The sequence below is a fragment of the Micromonospora taraxaci genome, assembly GCF_007830095.1.
Taxonomy (GTDB): domain Bacteria; phylum Actinomycetota; class Actinomycetes; order Mycobacteriales; family Micromonosporaceae; genus Micromonospora; species Micromonospora taraxaci.
The window spans coordinates 6,211,904-6,228,449 of sequence record NZ_VIWZ01000001.1 but is presented as its reverse complement, the minus strand read 5'-3'; the positions used below and the strand labels follow the sequence as shown (position 1 = coordinate 6,228,449).

Here is a 16,546-nt window from a genome sequence, read left to right as displayed (position 1 = left end):
AACCGCGCTGATCCGCCCAGGTGTCGACCCTGGACGGGTGCACCCGATCTAGAGCCGGCTCCGGTACGACGCCACCACCGACCGCCAATGCGGCGTCTTCAGGGTTTCCAGGTCAGGCACGATGACCGGATCGTCACCCGGTGCGCAGATGCCGTAGACCTGCGGCGCGATCGCCTCGGTCAGGATGTGGTCGAAGTGGAAGGATCCCTCGAAGGCCATCCACACCACACTTGCGCTCGCCGAACAGGCGACTTTCAGGCAGTCCTCGAGGTAGTGGCCGAGGTCGGCCGGCAGTACGTCGAAGACGAGGTCGAACTCGGTGACCCGGGCGCACGGGAAGGAGCCCGGGGGATCGTCCTGTTCGAGTGAGTACGTCCGCACCTCGGCTGGCGTCGTGCCGCCGAACACGAAGTTCGGCGACACGACGGGAGTGCCAGGGACGAACACGCTGACGACCGGCTGCGCGGCGAAACGCAGCCCGGATGCCAGGTCGGAAGCCACAACTACCCCACAACCTCAGATCGTCGGTAGTGACGATCCGTAACGCTACCGGCGTGCTCGCACTGCGTCGATGGTGCCGTCGCCGTTGGCAGGCAGGGGGACCGCGACTCGACCCTCGGCTATCGGCGGCTCCACTGCTGGTTGGTCTGACCGGTGCAGGTCCAGAGGACGAGCTTGGTGCCGTTGGCGGTGCCCTGGTTCACGGGGTCCAGGCAGAGGCCGGACTGCACTCCGGTGATGGTGCCGTTCGCGTTGACGTTCCACTGCTGGTTGGTGCCGCCGTGACAGTCGTAGATGGTGACCAGGGTCCCCGGAGAGGTGCCGTAGCCGGCGGCGTCGAGGCACTTGTTGCCGTACACCGTCAGTGCCTTGGCGCTCGTGTAGGTCCACTGTTGGTTCGTGCCGCCGTGACAGTCCCACAGTTGCATCTGGAGACCGTTGGTGGTGGACGCCCCAGGGACGTCGACGCACCTGCCGGACCGGGTGCCCACGATGGCGGTGGTCTGCCCGCCGCCGCTGCCCGGGTTGCCGATGCTGCCGGGCACCGACTGTAGGGCGCTGTACCAGCGAGCGGCCATCTTGTCGTAGCCACCGGCCGTGGGGTGTACGCCGTCGATCAGGTCGGAGGTGGTGAGGGCGCTGTTCATGTCGACCAGGTGCACCCGCTTGCCGGCGTTTACCTTGCTCTGCACGATGCCCGGGATCGCCGCGTTGAAGGTGCGGACGGCGGCTCCCTGGTTGCTGTTGGAGATCGGGATGAGCTGCGCCACGAACACCTCTGCGGTGGGCGCGGTGGTGGTGATGCGGTCGATCAGCGTGGAGAGGCGGTTCGGTGCGCTGCTCACGTTGTAGTTCTGCAAAATGTCGTTGGTGCCGATGTGCAGCAGGACGGTCTGCGGCCGTTGGGTGTTGAGCCAGCCGACGATGTTCGCGTCGATCTGGTCGATGCGCCAGCCCGGATGCCCCTGGTGGTCGTGGTCACCCAGGCTGGCCGGCCCGTTGAACTGCGACCCGACGAAGTCCACCGTGTACCGGCCGTTGACCAGTCGCTGCCAGAGCCCGATGCGGTATCCGCCGGGCACCTGGGTGCCCTCGGTGATGGAGTCGCCGAGCGGCATCACCCGTACCCCGCCGTTGGACTCCGCGCTGGCCGGGCCTGTCGGGGTCAGCACACCGGCGACTACGACGCCGAGCGCGGCGAGTGTCGCGAGCCATCTTGCCCTCGTTCGCATAGATCTCTCCTACCTCAACACTGGGACGAGTGTGAGCGTTAACAACGAAGATTGTAGATACCTGGATGGACCTGGTCTACCACGTTGCGCATCACCGCGCCCTTGCCCGGCCCCGGTTCGGCCTTGTCCACCAATAGATGCCCACCTATAGTTGCGCGAATCGCGCACCTTCCTGACCGTGGTGCCGCGGTGGGGTCGTCGAAGCGCTTCGATGATTCGTCGTTCAGGCCCGTCAGCCGGGTGTCGAGCCTGGCCAAGCCGGTCTTGGCGCTGAATCGCGCCTGTCGTACGACATGAGGAGAACCGCATGCGGAAGTGGCGCCTTCGGCGCGGAATCACCGCGCTCGCGCTCGCCCTGCTGGCCCTACCCGCCGTTCCCGGCACCGCGCTCGCCGAACCGAGTTACCCGTTCCGAGATCCCCACCTACCTGTGGACGCCCGGGTCGACGACCTGCTCGGCCGTCTCACACTGGACGAGAAGATCTCCTGGCTGCACCAGTACCAGCCGGCCGTACCCCGACTGGGCATCGGCCTGTTCAAGACCGGCACCGAGGCCCTGCACGGGGTCGCCTGGTCGACCGACATCGACAACAACGGCGCGGTGGTGAAGGCCCGCGGCACTGTCTTTCCGCAGCCGGTGGGCATGGCGAGCACCTGGAACACCGACCTGGTCCAGCGGGTGGGTTCCGCCGTCGGCGACGAGGCGCGCGGCTACCACGCGCAGAACCCCCGGGTGTGGGGGCTCAACCTCTGGGCGCCGGTGGTCAACCTGCTGCGCGACCCCCGGTGGGGTCGCAACGAGGAGGGCTACTCGGAGGATCCGATGCTCACCGGCGCGATCTCGACCGCGTACGGCTCGGGCATGACCGGCGGCGACCCGGACCACCTGAAGAGCGCCCCGACCCTGAAGCACTACCTGGCCTACAACAACGAGGTCCGGCGGGACGTCACCTCGTCCAACGTGCCACCGCGGGTGCTCAACGAGTACGACCGCGCTGCCTTCAAGCCGGCCATCGCCGCCGACGCGGCGACCGGGATGATGGCCGCGTACAACCTGGTCAACGGACGTCCCGCGACCGTCGACCCGGACCTGGACACCGTGGTACGCGGCTGGACCGACCAGTCCCTGATGCACGTCACGGACGCCTGGGCACCGAACAACCTCGTCAACTCCCAGAAGTACTACCCCACCCAGGCGGAGGCCAACGCGGCGATCATCAAGGCCGGCCTCAGCAGCTTCATCACCGACGACACCAACGCCCAACCGACCGTCACCGCCATCAAACAGGCGTTGGCGAGCGGTCTGATCACCGAACGGGACATCGATGCCCGGATCCGGGACATCCTGAACATCCGGTTCCGACTGGGCGAGTTCGACCCGGGCGGCGGCCGGTACGGGAGCATCACCCCGGACGTCATCAACAGTCCGCAACACCAGCGACTTGCCCGGCAGGCCGCCGGTGAGGCCATGGTGCTGCTGAAGAACTCCCGGCAGGCGCTGCCGCTGGACCCGGCCCGGAACCGCAAGGTCGCCGTGCTCGGTCCGCTGGCCGACACCCTCTATTCCGACTGGTACGGCGGGGACCTGCCGTACCAGGTGACGGCGCTGGACGGCATCCGTGAACGGCTGGGTGCCGCCGCCAGCGTCGATGGGCTCGACGGTGCGGACCGGATCGCGTTGAAGGACCCGGCGACCGGCCGGTACGTCACGGCCACCGGCACCACCGATGCCGACCCGGTCGCCGCCAGCGGCGAGACGGCGTCACTCGCCGCCCAGTTCGACGTGGTCGACTGGGGCCAGGACGTGGTGACGTTGCGCAACGCCGCCAACGGCCGCTACCTCGGCTACAACTGGGGGCCGTTCGTCACCCGCGACGAGCAGCCGAACGGCTGGTACGTGCAGCAGCAGTTCAAGCTGGAGCCGCAGGCCGACGGCACTGTGGTGCTGCGCTACGTCGGCTACGAGACGAAGGAGAGCTGGTTCGCCGCCGAGAAGTACGTGACGGTCGGCGACGACGGCGCGCTCAAGCTCGGCGCGTCCACTCCCGACGACGCGACCCACTTCAGTCGTGAGCTGGTCAGCAGTGGCATCGACCGGGCAGTGGCGGCGGCCCGGGCGGCCGACACCGCCGTGCTGGTGGTCGGCAGCAACCCGTTCATCAACGGGCGCGAGGCGCACGACAGGTCCTCCACGGCTCTGAGTGCCGGTCAGGAGGCGCTGGTCAAGGCCGTGACCACTGCCAACCCACGGACGGTGCTGGTGCTCCAGACCAGCTACCCGGTCACCATCAACTGGGAGCAGGAGCACGTGCCCGCCGTGGTGTGGACCACTCACGCGGGCGCCGAGACCGGGCACGCGATCGCCGACGTCCTCTTCGGCGACCGCAACCCGTCCGGCCGGCTCACCCAGACCTGGTACCGCTCCGACCGGCAACTGCCACCGGACCTGCTGGAGTACGACATCATCACGTCCGGGCAGACGTACCTCTACAGCAACGCGAAACCGCTCTACCCGTTCGGCCACGGACTGTCGTACACCCGCTTCCGGTACGGCGAACTGCGTACCGCCGCCCAGTCGGTCGCGGCCGACGGCACAGTGCGGGTCAGCGTGGACGTGACGAACGTCGGCGCTCGGGCGGGCTCCGAGGTGGTGCAGCTCTACACCCATCAACGCACCTCCCGCGACAGGACCCCGATCCAGCAGCTCAAGGCGTTCGAGCGGGTGGAGCTCAGGCCCGGGCAGACCCGGACCGTGACGCTGCGGGTGCCCGCCGCCGACCTGGCGCACTGGGACGTCACCCGTAGTCGGTGGGTGGTCGAGTCGTCCACCTACGACCTGATGGTCGGGGCGTCCGCCGGAGACATCCGGGCCCGGGCCGCGGTGCGCGTGCGCGGGGAGACGATCCCGGTGCGTGACCTGTCCCGGCCGACCCGGGCGGAGAACTTCGACAGGTACGCGGGGGTCCGGCTGGTCGACGAGACGAAGGTCAGGGGTACGGCCGTCGGCGCCACCGAGGCCGGGCAGTGGATCTCCTTCGCGGGTTCCGCCCTGCGCCCTGACGCGCGCACCTTCACCGCGATGGTCGCCAAGGCCGGCGCTGGCGCCGGCGCGATCCAGGTCCGGCTGGGCTCGCCGACCGGACGGCTGCTGGGCACGGCCACGGTGCCCAGCACCGGTGACGACTACCGGTACGTGAGCACCAGCGCTGAGTTGGCCCGGGTGGCCGGCAACCACGACGTGTACCTGGTGTTCGACTCCGCGCTGCGACTGGCGGACTTCTCGATCAGGTGACCGGAGGTCCGGAGGTCCGGGGGTCGGGGCGGATGGCACGCCCCGACCCCCGGCCCGCGCGTCGGACCGGCGCAGCATCGTCGTCAGTTCGGATTCATCGGATGATCAATCAGTGGTCTCAAGCGATGAAGGGTGATACGCCCGAAAAGTTAGCATTAACGCATAGATGTACTACGATTCATGGTTGCATTCATCACACGTGTGACCTACGCTTCGGGAAGATTTCGTAGCGATTAACAAGAGAGTGCGGTCGGGTGACAAGCCCCACCGGTCCTTAGTGGTGTCGCTGTTTCCGTACTCGTCGCTCGATACGCACGGGGCCCCCTGTCGACGGCAAATGAGAGGAACCGTACGTGAGGTCAAACGTGTCCACCGCTCGAACGTCGTTGCTGGCGGTGGCGGCCCTCGTTGCCGCCACGCTGCCGGCCGTGCTGAGCGACCAAACACCGGCCGCGGCCGCGGTGCAGGCCACCTACTACGTCGCACCCGACGGCAACGACGCGAACGCGGGAACTCTCCAATCCCCGTTCCGGACCCTGCAACGCGCGCGGGACGTCGTCCGTACGGTGAATACGAACATGACCGGCGACATCAACGTGTTTCTGCGCGGTGGAAGTTATCCGATCAGCAGCACTGTCGAATTCGGTCAGAGTGACTCCGGCACCAACGGTTACCGGGTCATCTACGGCGCGTACGCCAACGAGAAGCCGATCCTCGACGGCGGCGTCCAGGTGACCGGTTGGACCCAGCACAGCGGCAACATCTGGAAGGCGCCGCTGGACCGCGCCAACAAGCTGCGGGCGCTCTACGTCAACGACAAGCGCGCTGTCATGGCGACGAAGACGGTCAGCTCGGGCGGGTGCTACGGGACGTACACCATCACGGCCGGCCAGGCCGCCTGGGCCTGGGAGTCGGGGTCGCAGTGCGACGGCGCCAGGTACAACACGAACGACTTCCCCGCCATCGCGCGCAACCAGGACGACATCGAGATCGAGACGGGCACGACCTGGACCACTGCCATCGTGGGCGTCCGGCAGGTGACCACCGACGGCGGGAGCCGGGTCGCCCTGTTCCAGCAGCCGGGCGCGGCCATCGCCCAGGGGGCCTTCAACGGCAACGCCCAGGTCGGCGGCACCCACAAGCTCATGAACGCGTACGAGTTCCTGGACGCGCCCGGTGAGTTCTACTACGACAAGGGCGCGAAGACGGTCTACTACTACAAGGCCAGCGCCGAGAACATGTCCACCGCGACGGTCTACGCGCCGAACAACGTGACCACCGTGCTGCGGGTCGCGGGCACCTCGACGACCAGCCACGCCCGCAACATCACGTTCTCCGGTCTGACGGTGCGGCACTCGGACTGGAACCTGTTCAACGTCGCCGGTTCGTCCTACAAGCAGGCGCAGCAGGGCAACCTCGGCGCGCAGGCGTACGCGAAGGGCAACTTCCACGTCTACTACTACCGCAACGTGGACGTCAGCCCCGGCATCATCCAGATCCAGAACGCCGACGGCCTCCTGTTGCAACGCAACCGGATCGAGCACACCGGCGCCGACGGGATCAGCATGGTCAACGACGTGCAGGGCACCCAGTTGATCGGGAACGCCACCAACGACATCGCGGGGTCGGCCATCAATGTCGGCCATCCCCAGCACGTCTACATCGGGGACGGCACGTCGACCAACCGGGAGAAGTACCTCCCGCAGGTCGAGGGGCTGCCGAAGAACATCGACATCAAGAACAACTACATCTACGACAGCGCTGTTCTGTTCAACGGGCACAGCCCGATCTCGGCGTACTTCGTCGACACCCTGACGATTCAGCGCAACCGGATCGAGAAGACCCCGTGGTCAGGCATCACGCTGGGTTGGGGCTGGTGGAACTTCGACGGATCGTCGGGCTCGATCGCGCCCAACCGACCCACCACGACGGCGCGGAACAACACGATCAGTTACAACCACATCATTGACACGGTGCAGCGTCTCAGTGACACGGCGCCCATCTACACGCTGGGCAGCCAGCCGGGGACGACGATCACCAACAACTATCTGCAGGGCGTCCCCTCCGGTCACAAGTACGGCCTGCATCCGGACGAGGGGTCGGCGTTCATCACCTTCCGGGACAACGTCCTGAGCATCGACAAGAACGTCACCTGGATGATCAATTCCGACGACTTCGGCCGGAAGCACGACCTGAGCATCACGCAGATCTACGGACCGATCAACAAGGTCTCGAACAAGAACCTGCCGAACAGCACCGTCGCGGACATCCTCGTCTCCTCCGACTATGTCTGGCCGGCGGCGGCCTACAGCATCGCGGCGAACTCCGGCCTTGAGGACGCCTACCGGGACATCGTTCCGGCGAGCACCTTCTCCTCGCCGAACTACGTACTGCCGGCCAGCACGTTCGTCACCAGCGCCACGGCGTCGATTCCGATCCGGAGCACCGGCGACGCCACCAGGTCGGTCTGGCTGGCTCCGTCCGGCACGACCAACTTCACCGCCGGGGCGACGATGACCAGGGCGGCCGGCAACGCCACCACCATCGCCGTACCGGCGACCCAGGGTGAGTACCGGCTCTACGTCGTCGACGCACAGGGCAACCGGTCGGCGGAGTCGACCTCGATCGTCCGCCAGCAGCAGGGCGGCGGCAGCGGGACGGGGCAGGGGCAGCTCGTGGGCGGTCAGTCCGGCCGCTGCGTCGAGGTGCCCAACTCGTCGACCACCAACGGCACCCAGGCGCAGCTCTACGACTGTGGCAGCGGCACCAACCAGCGGTGGACCCACACCAGCAGCAAGCAACTGACCGTGTACGGCAACAAGTGCCTGGACGCCTCCGGGAACGGCACTGCCAACGGCACCCAGGTCATCATCTGGGACTGCCACGGCGGCACGAACCAGCAGTGGAACGTCAACACCAACGGCACCGTCACGAACGTCCAGTCGGGGCTCTGCCTCGACGCCAACGGCGCCGCCACCGCCAACGGCACGAAGATCATCCTTTGGGCCTGCAACGGTGGCCCGAACCAGCAGTGGACGCTGCGTAGCTGACCCACCCGAAACCCCGGGGCCAGGCCGACACGGGCCTGGCCCCGGCTATTTCTGGTAGCCGTAGTTGTCGCACGTCCGGCGCTGCAGGACACAGTTCTTGGTGCGCTTGTTCATGGTGTTGACGTCCCACATCACGAACGCGTCGCCGTGCATGGAGGAGGCGCTCTTCCCCTCCTTGTCGGAGGAGAGGTAGTAGCCCGCCGGAGTGCCCTTCGCCGGGTACTGGATGTCGAAGGTGATCGCCGGGATCCGCACCGGGTGGCTGCTCGGGCAACCGTTGCCGCTGCCGTACGCCACGTGGTCCTTGTGGTTGGGGCTGTCCAGGTGCTTGCCGTCCCAGCAGTCGGGGAACTGCATCATGAAGTGCAGGGTCGCGTCTCCGCCGCAGATGGGCCAGTTGCCGTTGGTGCTGCGGGCGATGCCGTCGAGGTCACCGGGGCCGTAGAAGGCGCAGTAGAACTGGCCGGTCGCGCCGCGCGGCGTGGGCTTCTTCTTCTTGGCGTCACCGGCGATCATGCGCAGGCCGTTGGGCATCGGCATCTGACCTGTCGAGTTCTTCGCCAACGACCGGTAGTAGACCCGGAAACCCGTGGTCTCGACCGGCTTGCCGGTCGCGTTGTCGTAGAGCGTGGGCACCCAGTAGGCGGAGTGGTCCTGGACCGGCTTGCAGGAGGTGGCGGTGAACTTCGTCAGGTCCCCAGCAACGGTGTCGGCGTCGACGGCCTTGTTCCCGACGAAGGAGTGCATGTGGGAGGCGCCCGGGAGACCGGGGGCGACGATCGGGTCGTCCGGCAGCCGGTGGCTGTACTGGCAGTCCGCCCGGAACTCCGGGAGGTTGCCCACGCCGGCCGGGACGGGGTCGACAGTCAACGCCTGGTACGCGTCGGCCTGAGCTTTCCAGGCGGCCCGGTCGACGGGTATCCAGCCGGTCGTCGGGACCTTCGGGGTGGCCGCTGTCGACGGTGTCGTGGACGCCGACGGGGTCGCGGAGACAGCCGGTGTCGCGGGGGCCGACGCCGCCGCCCCGGGTGACTCGGCCTGCCCGGCCGACGGCGACGCGTATTCGAGGGCGTTGGCCGCGTTCGACGGCTCGGGCGTCACGTCGCCACTGCCCAGGTACACGCCGGCGGCAGCGATGACCACTGCGACCGCCGCGCCCACGGCCATGCCCAACCTGTTGCGGGCGAACCAACTCGGCGGGCGGTGACGGGACGGCGGTTGGCTCGCGTCCGGTTCGGGCAACGAGGCGTACGACACGGGTCACTCCCAACGAGCAGACGGCGGCACTGACCCGGACGGCCACGGCCGCCGTATGGTAGGCGCTTCCCGATCAGACCCGACAGCTTCTTAAAGCTTCTTTAAAGGATGTTGGTCGTTCCGCGGGCGGAGGTGGGGCACCGACCGCGAAGTCCGTCGATCGATGCCCGACCCGGTGCCGTTACTTGGCGGCGCTCAGGGCGACCAGCGCCTGGGCGGTGCGGAAGTACGGGCTACGACCGAGGTCGCCCACAGTGGTGATGTTGAATGCCTCCTTGAGCAGCTTGGCGTCTCCCGCGCTGACGCCGGTGAGGGCGCTCACGGGGGAGTCGACCAGCTCGGCGAGGGTCTTGTCCTGGTAGGCCTTGACGACGAGCTTGCTGAAATCGGCGGTGACGCTCATGCGATCTCCTACGAGCAGCAGGTGGGACATCCCACCGGGAAGCGGATCTAGCGGATGAATTAGATCATCAGGCGGGAACACGGTCCACAGGGGACGGTTGCGCTTCGCGTGCCGTGTCCGTGGCCTGCGGCAGCCGACGCTCCAGGTCAGTGATGATCGTGCGTAGCTGCGCCAACTGCTCGTGCACGGACGGCTCGCCGGGCTCCTCGCCGACCTCTGGCCGAAGGGCCCGCGACGCCGCGGCGCGCTCTTCCTGATGGGCCTCGTCCAGCGCGTTCAGGACCACCCCGACCAGGAGGTTCGTCAGCAGGTAGCAGGCGGCGATCATGTACGAGACGTAGTACAGCACCGCCCACTGCGTGACCTCCCGGCCGGCCTGGAGGGTGTCGGTGATGCCGTCCAACGACAGCAGCAGGAACAGCGTGAGCATCGCCTGCCCCACAGTGCCGTACCGCTCGGGAATCGCCACACCGAACAACATCCAGCCGAGCATCGCGTACCCGTACAGCACGAGGACGGTGACCAGAAGGAAGCTGCCGAGCCCGGGAAGGCTGCGCCGGATCCCGACGAGGATCACGCGCAGGCTCGGGAAGAGGCGGAACGCGCGGACGATGCGGGCCAGGCGCAGCAGTCTCAGCATCGTGACGTTCTCGCGTACGCCCGGCATCAGCGGCGCCGCGATGATGAGCAGGTCGAAGACGTTCCACGGATCCCGGAAGAAGTCGCCGGGGCGGCGCAGGTGCGCCCCGAACCGCGTCAACAGCTCGACCGTGAAGTACGCCAGGCACGCGTACTCGATGGATTGCAGCGGCGCCCCGGCCCGGCCGTACGTCTCCAGGCCCAGTGCCAGCGCATTGAGGGTGATCACGACGAAGCTGGCCAGGCTGAACCAGGGCGCGGCCACCAACTCCTGGCACGTGTCGGCCAGGCGATGTGTCCGACCGGGTGGTGCGCTCGTCATCGTTCCTCTCGGCCCGTTCGGGGTGACGGTGGTGGCGGCCACCGGGGTCGATGGCCGCCGTGCGACGTGGTGTCGCCCCGGGGGTCACGCCTCCGAGGTGGCCTCGCCCTGCTGCTCCCCGCTCGGCGATTCCTCGACCTCGTCCACTGCCTGCCCGGACGTCGGCACGGTCCAGGAGAACTCGATCTCGACGGACACCTCCGTCTCGCTCTCCTGTTCGATCTCCAGCTCGCAGCGCACGGTGTCCGCCACGGACACGGAGCCCGCCGCGCCGTAGAAGATCCGCCCATCGGACTCCAGCTGGCTCGCCAGCTGACGCAACCAGGCGGCCAGATCCGAACGTGACACCGTACGGGCGTCCTCGTAGATATCCATGCCGGCCATGCTCGCATTCCACAAAGGACCGACGCGGTAAGGGCTTCGGCCGCACGCAGGCCGACGGCATGGTATGGATCTTGTGGTGGCACGGGAAAACTCGTCGCGGCAGGTGCTCCCGCGCAGCTTGTGGGTACTGGTGAGGGATGACGTCGACCTGGAAACCCCACGAGAAGCACGGCGGCCTGACGGACAAGGACAAGCGCGAGCTGCCCGAGAGCGTCTTCGCGTTTCCGGACAAGCGTAAGGAACCGATGACCGACGCGGGTCACGTCCGGAACGCCATCGCCCGGTTCGACCAGGTGCAGGGCGTCACCGACAAGGAGCGTGACCAGGCCTTCCAGAACATCCTCGCTGCCGCCGCGCACTACGACGTCGAGGTGGCGGAGACGAACTGGCGTCAACTCGGCAAACTACCGCATACCCCGAATCCGGCCCACTGAGGCGAGCCGTCACGATTCCCTGTCGCTCACCGGATAGAACGGGTACCGCTGGGTAGACGGCGCGATGCCCGCGGAGCAGGAGGCGGCAGCCGACACCGACCCGACCCTCACCGGCCGGGCGTTGGCCGGCCTACGTGCGCGGGCGCGGTACGCAGTGCGCTCCCGCGCCTGGCGGCTGCGCCTCTACGGGCTGCTCGCCGTGCAGGCCGGGATCGCGGCGTCGCTTGCCTGGTTCGTGGGGTACCAGTTCCTGGACAACCCCGCCCCGGTCTTCGCGCCCACCACCGCGGTGGGCATCGTGGCGGCCTCGATGGGGTCACGCCTGCGGCGCACCATCGAGCTGCTGGTCGGGGTCGTCCTCGGGCTTGCCGTCGGTGACACGCTCATGCCGTTGTTCGGCATCGGGGCCTGGCAGACCGGTGTGGTCGTCGTGCTGGCGATCCTCGTCGCCGTGCTGCTCAAGGGCGGTGGTTCACTGCTGACCCAGGCGGGTGCCACAGCAGTGCTCATCGCCACCCTGGAACCGCCCGTCCGTGACCTGTCCATTCCGCGCTTCGTCGACGCGGCGGTTGGTGGGCTGATCGGACTGGCGGTCGGCCTGCTGGTGGTGCCCATCCACCCGCAGCGCACGGTGCGGCGGCTGGCCGAACCCGTCATCGACCCGACCATCGCGGCCCTCCACGACCTGGCTGCGGCGGCCCGCCTCCGCGATCTTGGGGCCGCCGAGCGGAGTCTGGGCGCGCTGCGGGAGGTCAGTCCTCGGTTGAACGGGTTGAACGACGGGCTCGACGCCGCCCAGGAGGTGGTCCGGCTCGCGCCACTTCGCTGGCGTGAACGCCCATCGCTGGCCTTCTACACCGAAGCCGTCCGCCACATGGGGCGCAGCCTGCACAGCTGTCGGTCCATCGCGAGGCGGCTCACCAAGGCGCTCCGGGACGACGAGCCGATACCCGAGGAGTTTCCCGAGGCGCTCGACCTGCTGGCAGTCAGTGTGCAGACCCTCAGATGCACGATCCGCACGCGGGATGATCCACAGGAGGCGCGCCAGCAGATTTTGACGGCCGTCGAGTTGGTCAGGAAGGCGGAGGGGGAGGCCGCGCTCGATCCCACCCGCCCGCACGTCCACCGGTTGGGCTATTCGGGAATGATCGCCGCCGGCGAGTTCCGTACCGCGGCGAACGACCTGCTCATCGCCAGCGGGCTCGACGCCGACGAGGCGGCAACGTTGGTGCGACGGACGTCGGATCCGGACGAATGGGAATGACCCCAACTCACGTCGCCTACCTCAGGTCGCCTTGGGCGAGGCGAGGATGTCGAGGTAGTGCGGGTTCCGCATGACGCCCAGTACGTTGCCGAACGGGTCGACGACCGACGCGGTGACGAACCCCCCGTCGCCGTGCGGGGTGATCGGCTGGTACTCCGTGGCGCCCAACGCCAGCAGCCGGTCGACGGTGGCGTCGAGGTCGTCGACGTGCCAGTGCATGACCACACCGCCGGGCCCGGTCGCGGATGCCCCGGCCGGCGCGTACCTGCGGTCGATGATGCCCAGTTCGGCCTGGTAGTCCCCGACGCGGAACTCGGCGTACGCGAGGCGACCGTCCGGCCCGGGGCGCGTGAAGTACGCCTCGACGCCGAGGAGGTCCGCGTACCAGGCGGTGGCGGCCTCCACGTCGTCCGCCCAGATGTTGAGTGTGGCAAATCCTCGCAGGCTCATCCGCGATCCTCTCGTCGCTGTCGTCGATGAGACGTTATCGGCGATTGCGGACGGATCCCTTCCGCAATCGCCGTCGGGTTCGACGATGTCGAGCCACCTGTGGATTAGCTGAACACCTCAATCAAATGCTTGCGTCAGCAATAAAAGGGCATGAGGATGATGTCAACGTTGTCGATGCAGGGGAGTGTGCGCATGCGAGCAGGATCAGCCCGAGTCGGAGCAGTGCTCACCATGTCCGCGGTCATGACCGCCGGGCTCGGCCTCCTGGCCTCTCCCGCCTCGGCGCAGGAGTCCGGCCTGACCTTCTAAAGCGGGAGCTTCACAACGGTGGTGGCGCACTTCCCCGCCCCGACCGGCGCGTGCACGCCGCTGCCCCAGACGGCCGACAGCCACGTGGGGTGGAGCGGCTTCCAGGACGTCACCTTCTTCCAGACCGCGGACTGCACCGGTCAGGCGACGGGTGGGGGCACGCTCCGCACCTACCCCGCCGGAAACTGGAAGACCTTCCTCGCCCGCTGACCCAATTGCCGGGACGGGGCCGAAACCCCGTCCCGTCTCCGGAATCGCGTGTGTCACGGCCTCTTTGCGGGTAGTCGCCGCCGTTGCCACGACGGATGGCGGGGGACAGCGTGGAGAGCTACCCGGCGGTCGAAGACCATGGCCTGATCGGTGACCTGCAGACGGCGGCGCTGATCAGCAAGGACGGCATTGTCGACTGGTTCTGCGCGCCCCGCTTCGACTCACCGAGCGTCTTCGGAGCGCTGCTGGACCGCCGGAAGGGCGGCCACTTTCAACTCGCGCCCGACGGCGTCGACTACGCGAGCAAGCAGCTCTACCTGCCCGGTACGCCGATCCTCATCACCCGTTTCCACAGCGCGGACGGTGTGGGTGAGTTGTTGGACTTCATGCCCGTCACCGGTGAACGTGCCACGGACCACCACCGGTTGATCCGACTGGTCCGCATGGTCCGGGGAAGCATGCGGTTCCGCTTCGACTGCCACCCGCAGTTCAACTACGGGCGCGATCCGTACCAGCTTGAGGTGCACCCCGAGGGCGACGTTTTCCGAAGCTCGACGCTGACCCTCACCCTCGCCGCCTTCAAGAACGTGGAGCGGGCGTTCGAGGTGAGGGATGTCCGACGCGACGCGGAAGGGGTGTCCGCGTCGTTCACCCTCAACGAGGGCGACATCGGTGGGGTGGCCCTGGAGACGGCCTGCCCGCACGCGCCCCGAGCACTCAGCACCGAGGAGGCGTGCGAACTGCTCGCCCAGACCCGCGACTACTGGCGACGGTGGCTGAGTGGTTCCAGCTACACCGGCCGCTGGCGGGAGATGGTCGATCGGTCGGCGCTGACGCTCAAGTTGATGACGTACGCGCCGACCGGCGCCCTGGTCGCCGCACCCACCGCTGGGCTGCCGGAGCAGGTCGGCGGGCAGCGGAACTGGGACTACCGCTACACCTGGGTCCGCGACGCGTCCTTCTCCGTGCACGCGCTGCTCCGACTCGGCTTCACCGAAGAAGCCCAGAAGTACCTGTACTGGTTGGACGCTCGCATCCGTGAGGCCAACGACAGCGGCCAGCCCTTGCAGATCATGTACCGGATCGACGGCTCACCGGACCTCGACGAAGAGGTGCTGGGCCACCTGGAGGGGTACCGCGGCTCGGCGCCGGTGCGGATCGGGAACGGCGCCGCAGGCCAACTGCAACTCGACATCTACGGCGAGGCGCTCGTCGCGCTGGACCTCGCGGACCGGCACGGACTGATCGCGCCGTACGAGGGGTGGCGGAAGACGGCCGGGTTGATGGACTGGCTCTGCGAGCACTGGGACCAACCCGAGGACGGCATCTGGGAGACCCGTTCCGGGCGGGAGGACTTCACCTACGGGCGGGTGCTGTCCTGGGTCGCGTTGGACCGGGCCGTCCGCATCGCCCAGCGCCGGGGGCGTCCCGGCGACATCCTCCGCTGGACCGCCGCGAGGGACGCCATCTACGAGCAGGTCATGACCCGTGGATTCGACCAGCGACGCGGAGCGTTCGTGCAGCACTACCGTTCCGGCATCCTGGACGCCTCACTCCTGGCGATGCCCGGGCTCAACGTCATCTCGCCGACGGACCCGATGTGGGAGTCGACGTTGCGGGCGATGGACGTCGACCTGGTCTCCGACAGTCTGGTCTACCGCTACGACCCGAAGGCCTCGCCGGACGGCCTCGCCGGCACCGAGGGCACCTTCAACATGTGCACCTTCTGGTACGTGCAGGCACTGGCACTGGCCGGTCGGCTCGACGACGCCCGGTTGACCTTCGAGAAGATGCTCACCTACAGCAACCCGCTGGGCCTCTACTCCGAGGAGATCGCGCCGACCGGCGAGCAGATCGGCAACTTCCCGCAGGCGTTCAGCCACCTCTCACTGATCAGCACGGCGTCCCACCTGGACGAACTGCTCAACGATCAGGGCTGACCGGGGCGGTCAGAACAGCGTCAGGGGTTCGACCGGGATCGGCTCGGGCAGCGCGTCGAGCGTGGGCACCTGTGCGCGTACCTCATCGTGGAACTGGCGGGCGAGTGCGGGCGCTTCGGCGTTGTCCGGGGTGTGGACGAACATCGTCGGTGAGCGACCCTCCCGAAGCCAGGTGGCGGTCACGTCGACCCAGCGCTGCCACCCCTCGACAGTGCGCGCCGAGTCGTCGCGGCCGAGGTAGCGGACGATCGGCTGATCGGTCAGCGCCGTCGACCGGAGCGGCACGCGTGGTTTCTTGGTCCAGGCGTCGCGCTCCGCGTCGCTGGTCGGCCGGTTCGCGAAGAAGGCGGTCGTGTCAAAGGGGATCCATTCGGCCGACGCGGCGGTGAGGGTCGCCTCCAGCAGCCGGATCGCGCGGTCGTCGGTGAAGAACGCCGGATGGCGGACCTCCACCGCGTACCGGTGGGATCGGGGGAGTCGAGTCAGGAAGCGGTCCAGGGTCGGCACGTCGGCGGGCGCGAACGAGCCGGGCAACTGGATCCAGAGAGCATGGGCACGCGGGCCGAGCGGCTCGATCGCGTCCAGGAAGGCGCGCAGTGGTTCGTCGACGTCAGTGAGTCGGCGTTCGTGCGTGACGACCTTCGGGAGCTTGGGGACGAACCGGAATGCGGGTTCGGTCTGCGTGGCCCATGACGTCACGGTGTCCCGGGTCGGGGTCGCGTAGAACGTCGTGTTGCCCTCCACGGCGTCGCACCAGCTGGCGTAGTGCGCCAGGCGATCCGCGGACGGCAGCCGGCGGCCCGGCCACGACCTGTGACTCCACATCGCGCACCCCACGTGGAGACGCATGACCGCCCCC

General features: G+C 67.9%; 14 protein-coding genes. 6 read left to right on the top strand and 8 right to left on the bottom strand.

The window, feature by feature from the left end; all coding sequences use genetic code 11:
- Positions 1-48: 48 nt before the first annotated feature.
- Positions 49-501, bottom strand: a complete 453-nt coding sequence (locus tag FHU34_RS28180; RefSeq protein WP_145785218.1) for a hypothetical protein — start codon at positions 499-501, stop codon at positions 49-51.
- Positions 502-620: 119 nt separating this feature from the next.
- Positions 621-1,733: an RICIN domain-containing protein gene (locus FHU34_RS28175; protein WP_145785217.1), complete on the bottom strand. Its 1,113-nt coding sequence runs from the start codon at positions 1,731-1,733 to the stop codon at positions 621-623.
- 307 nt (positions 1,734-2,040) lie between these two features.
- Here FHU34_RS28175 and FHU34_RS28170 point away from each other — a divergent pair, with 307 nt between their 5' ends.
- Entirely contained in the window at positions 2,041-5,025 is a 2,985-nt protein-coding gene (locus FHU34_RS28170) for a glycoside hydrolase family 3 protein (protein ID WP_145785216.1), read from the top strand.
- Between the two features lie 353 nt (positions 5,026-5,378).
- Positions 5,379-8,075 (top strand): RICIN domain-containing protein, encoded by a 2,697-nt coding sequence (locus tag FHU34_RS28165; RefSeq protein ID WP_145785215.1) that lies wholly within the window; start codon positions 5,379-5,381, stop codon positions 8,073-8,075.
- Positions 8,076-8,120: 45 nt separating this feature from the next.
- Here FHU34_RS28165 and FHU34_RS28160 read toward each other — a convergent pair whose 3' ends face one another.
- The 4 genes from FHU34_RS28160 to FHU34_RS28145 all read right to left on the bottom strand — a co-directional run bounded on the left by FHU34_RS28160 (position 8,121) and on the right by FHU34_RS28145 (position 11,071).
- Positions 8,121-9,332, bottom strand: a complete 1,212-nt coding sequence (locus tag FHU34_RS28160) for a DUF1996 domain-containing protein (RefSeq protein ID WP_145785214.1) — start codon at positions 9,330-9,332, stop codon at positions 8,121-8,123.
- Between the two features lie 181 nt (positions 9,333-9,513).
- Positions 9,514-9,735, bottom strand: coding sequence for a hypothetical protein (locus FHU34_RS28155; protein WP_145785213.1), 222 nt, complete (start codon positions 9,733-9,735; stop codon positions 9,514-9,516).
- A 67-nt stretch (positions 9,736-9,802) separates the two neighbouring features.
- Positions 9,803-10,696, bottom strand: a complete 894-nt coding sequence (locus FHU34_RS28150; RefSeq protein WP_145785212.1) for an ion transporter — start codon at positions 10,694-10,696, stop codon at positions 9,803-9,805.
- An 84-nt stretch (positions 10,697-10,780) separates the two neighbouring features.
- Positions 10,781-11,071: an amphi-Trp domain-containing protein gene (locus FHU34_RS28145; protein ID WP_167524915.1), complete on the bottom strand. Its 291-nt coding sequence runs from the start codon at positions 11,069-11,071 to the stop codon at positions 10,781-10,783.
- 146 nt (positions 11,072-11,217) lie between these two features.
- Between FHU34_RS28145 and FHU34_RS28140 the strand changes: the two genes are divergently transcribed.
- Both FHU34_RS28140 and FHU34_RS28135 read left to right on the top strand, forming a co-directional pair.
- Complete coding sequence (locus tag FHU34_RS28140) at positions 11,218-11,514, top strand: DUF6582 domain-containing protein (protein ID WP_145785210.1); 297 nt, start codon at positions 11,218-11,220, stop codon at positions 11,512-11,514.
- A gap of 64 nt (positions 11,515-11,578) precedes the next feature.
- Positions 11,579-12,778 carry an FUSC family protein gene (locus FHU34_RS28135; protein WP_145785209.1) on the top strand — a complete coding sequence of 400 codons (1,200 nt, stop codon included), beginning with the start codon at positions 11,579-11,581 and terminating at the stop codon, positions 12,776-12,778.
- Positions 12,779-12,799: 21 nt separating this feature from the next.
- Here FHU34_RS28135 and FHU34_RS28130 read toward each other — a convergent pair whose 3' ends face one another.
- Positions 12,800-13,228 (bottom strand): VOC family protein, encoded by a 429-nt coding sequence (locus FHU34_RS28130; RefSeq protein ID WP_145785208.1) that lies wholly within the window; start codon positions 13,226-13,228, stop codon positions 12,800-12,802.
- Between the two features lie 327 nt (positions 13,229-13,555).
- Between FHU34_RS28130 and FHU34_RS28125 the strand changes: the two genes are divergently transcribed.
- Positions 13,556-13,747, top strand: coding sequence for a hypothetical protein (locus tag FHU34_RS28125; protein ID WP_145785207.1), 192 nt, complete (start codon positions 13,556-13,558; stop codon positions 13,745-13,747).
- A gap of 110 nt (positions 13,748-13,857) precedes the next feature.
- Positions 13,858-15,687, top strand: coding sequence for a glycoside hydrolase family 15 protein (locus FHU34_RS28120; protein ID WP_145785840.1), 1,830 nt, complete (start codon positions 13,858-13,860; stop codon positions 15,685-15,687).
- A 9-nt stretch (positions 15,688-15,696) separates the two neighbouring features.
- Here the strand turns inward: FHU34_RS28120 and FHU34_RS28115 are convergent, their stop codons facing one another.
- Positions 15,697-16,512: a DUF72 domain-containing protein gene (locus FHU34_RS28115; RefSeq protein ID WP_208745215.1), complete on the bottom strand. Its 816-nt coding sequence runs from the start codon at positions 16,510-16,512 to the stop codon at positions 15,697-15,699.
- Positions 16,513-16,546: the final 34 nt, after the last annotated feature.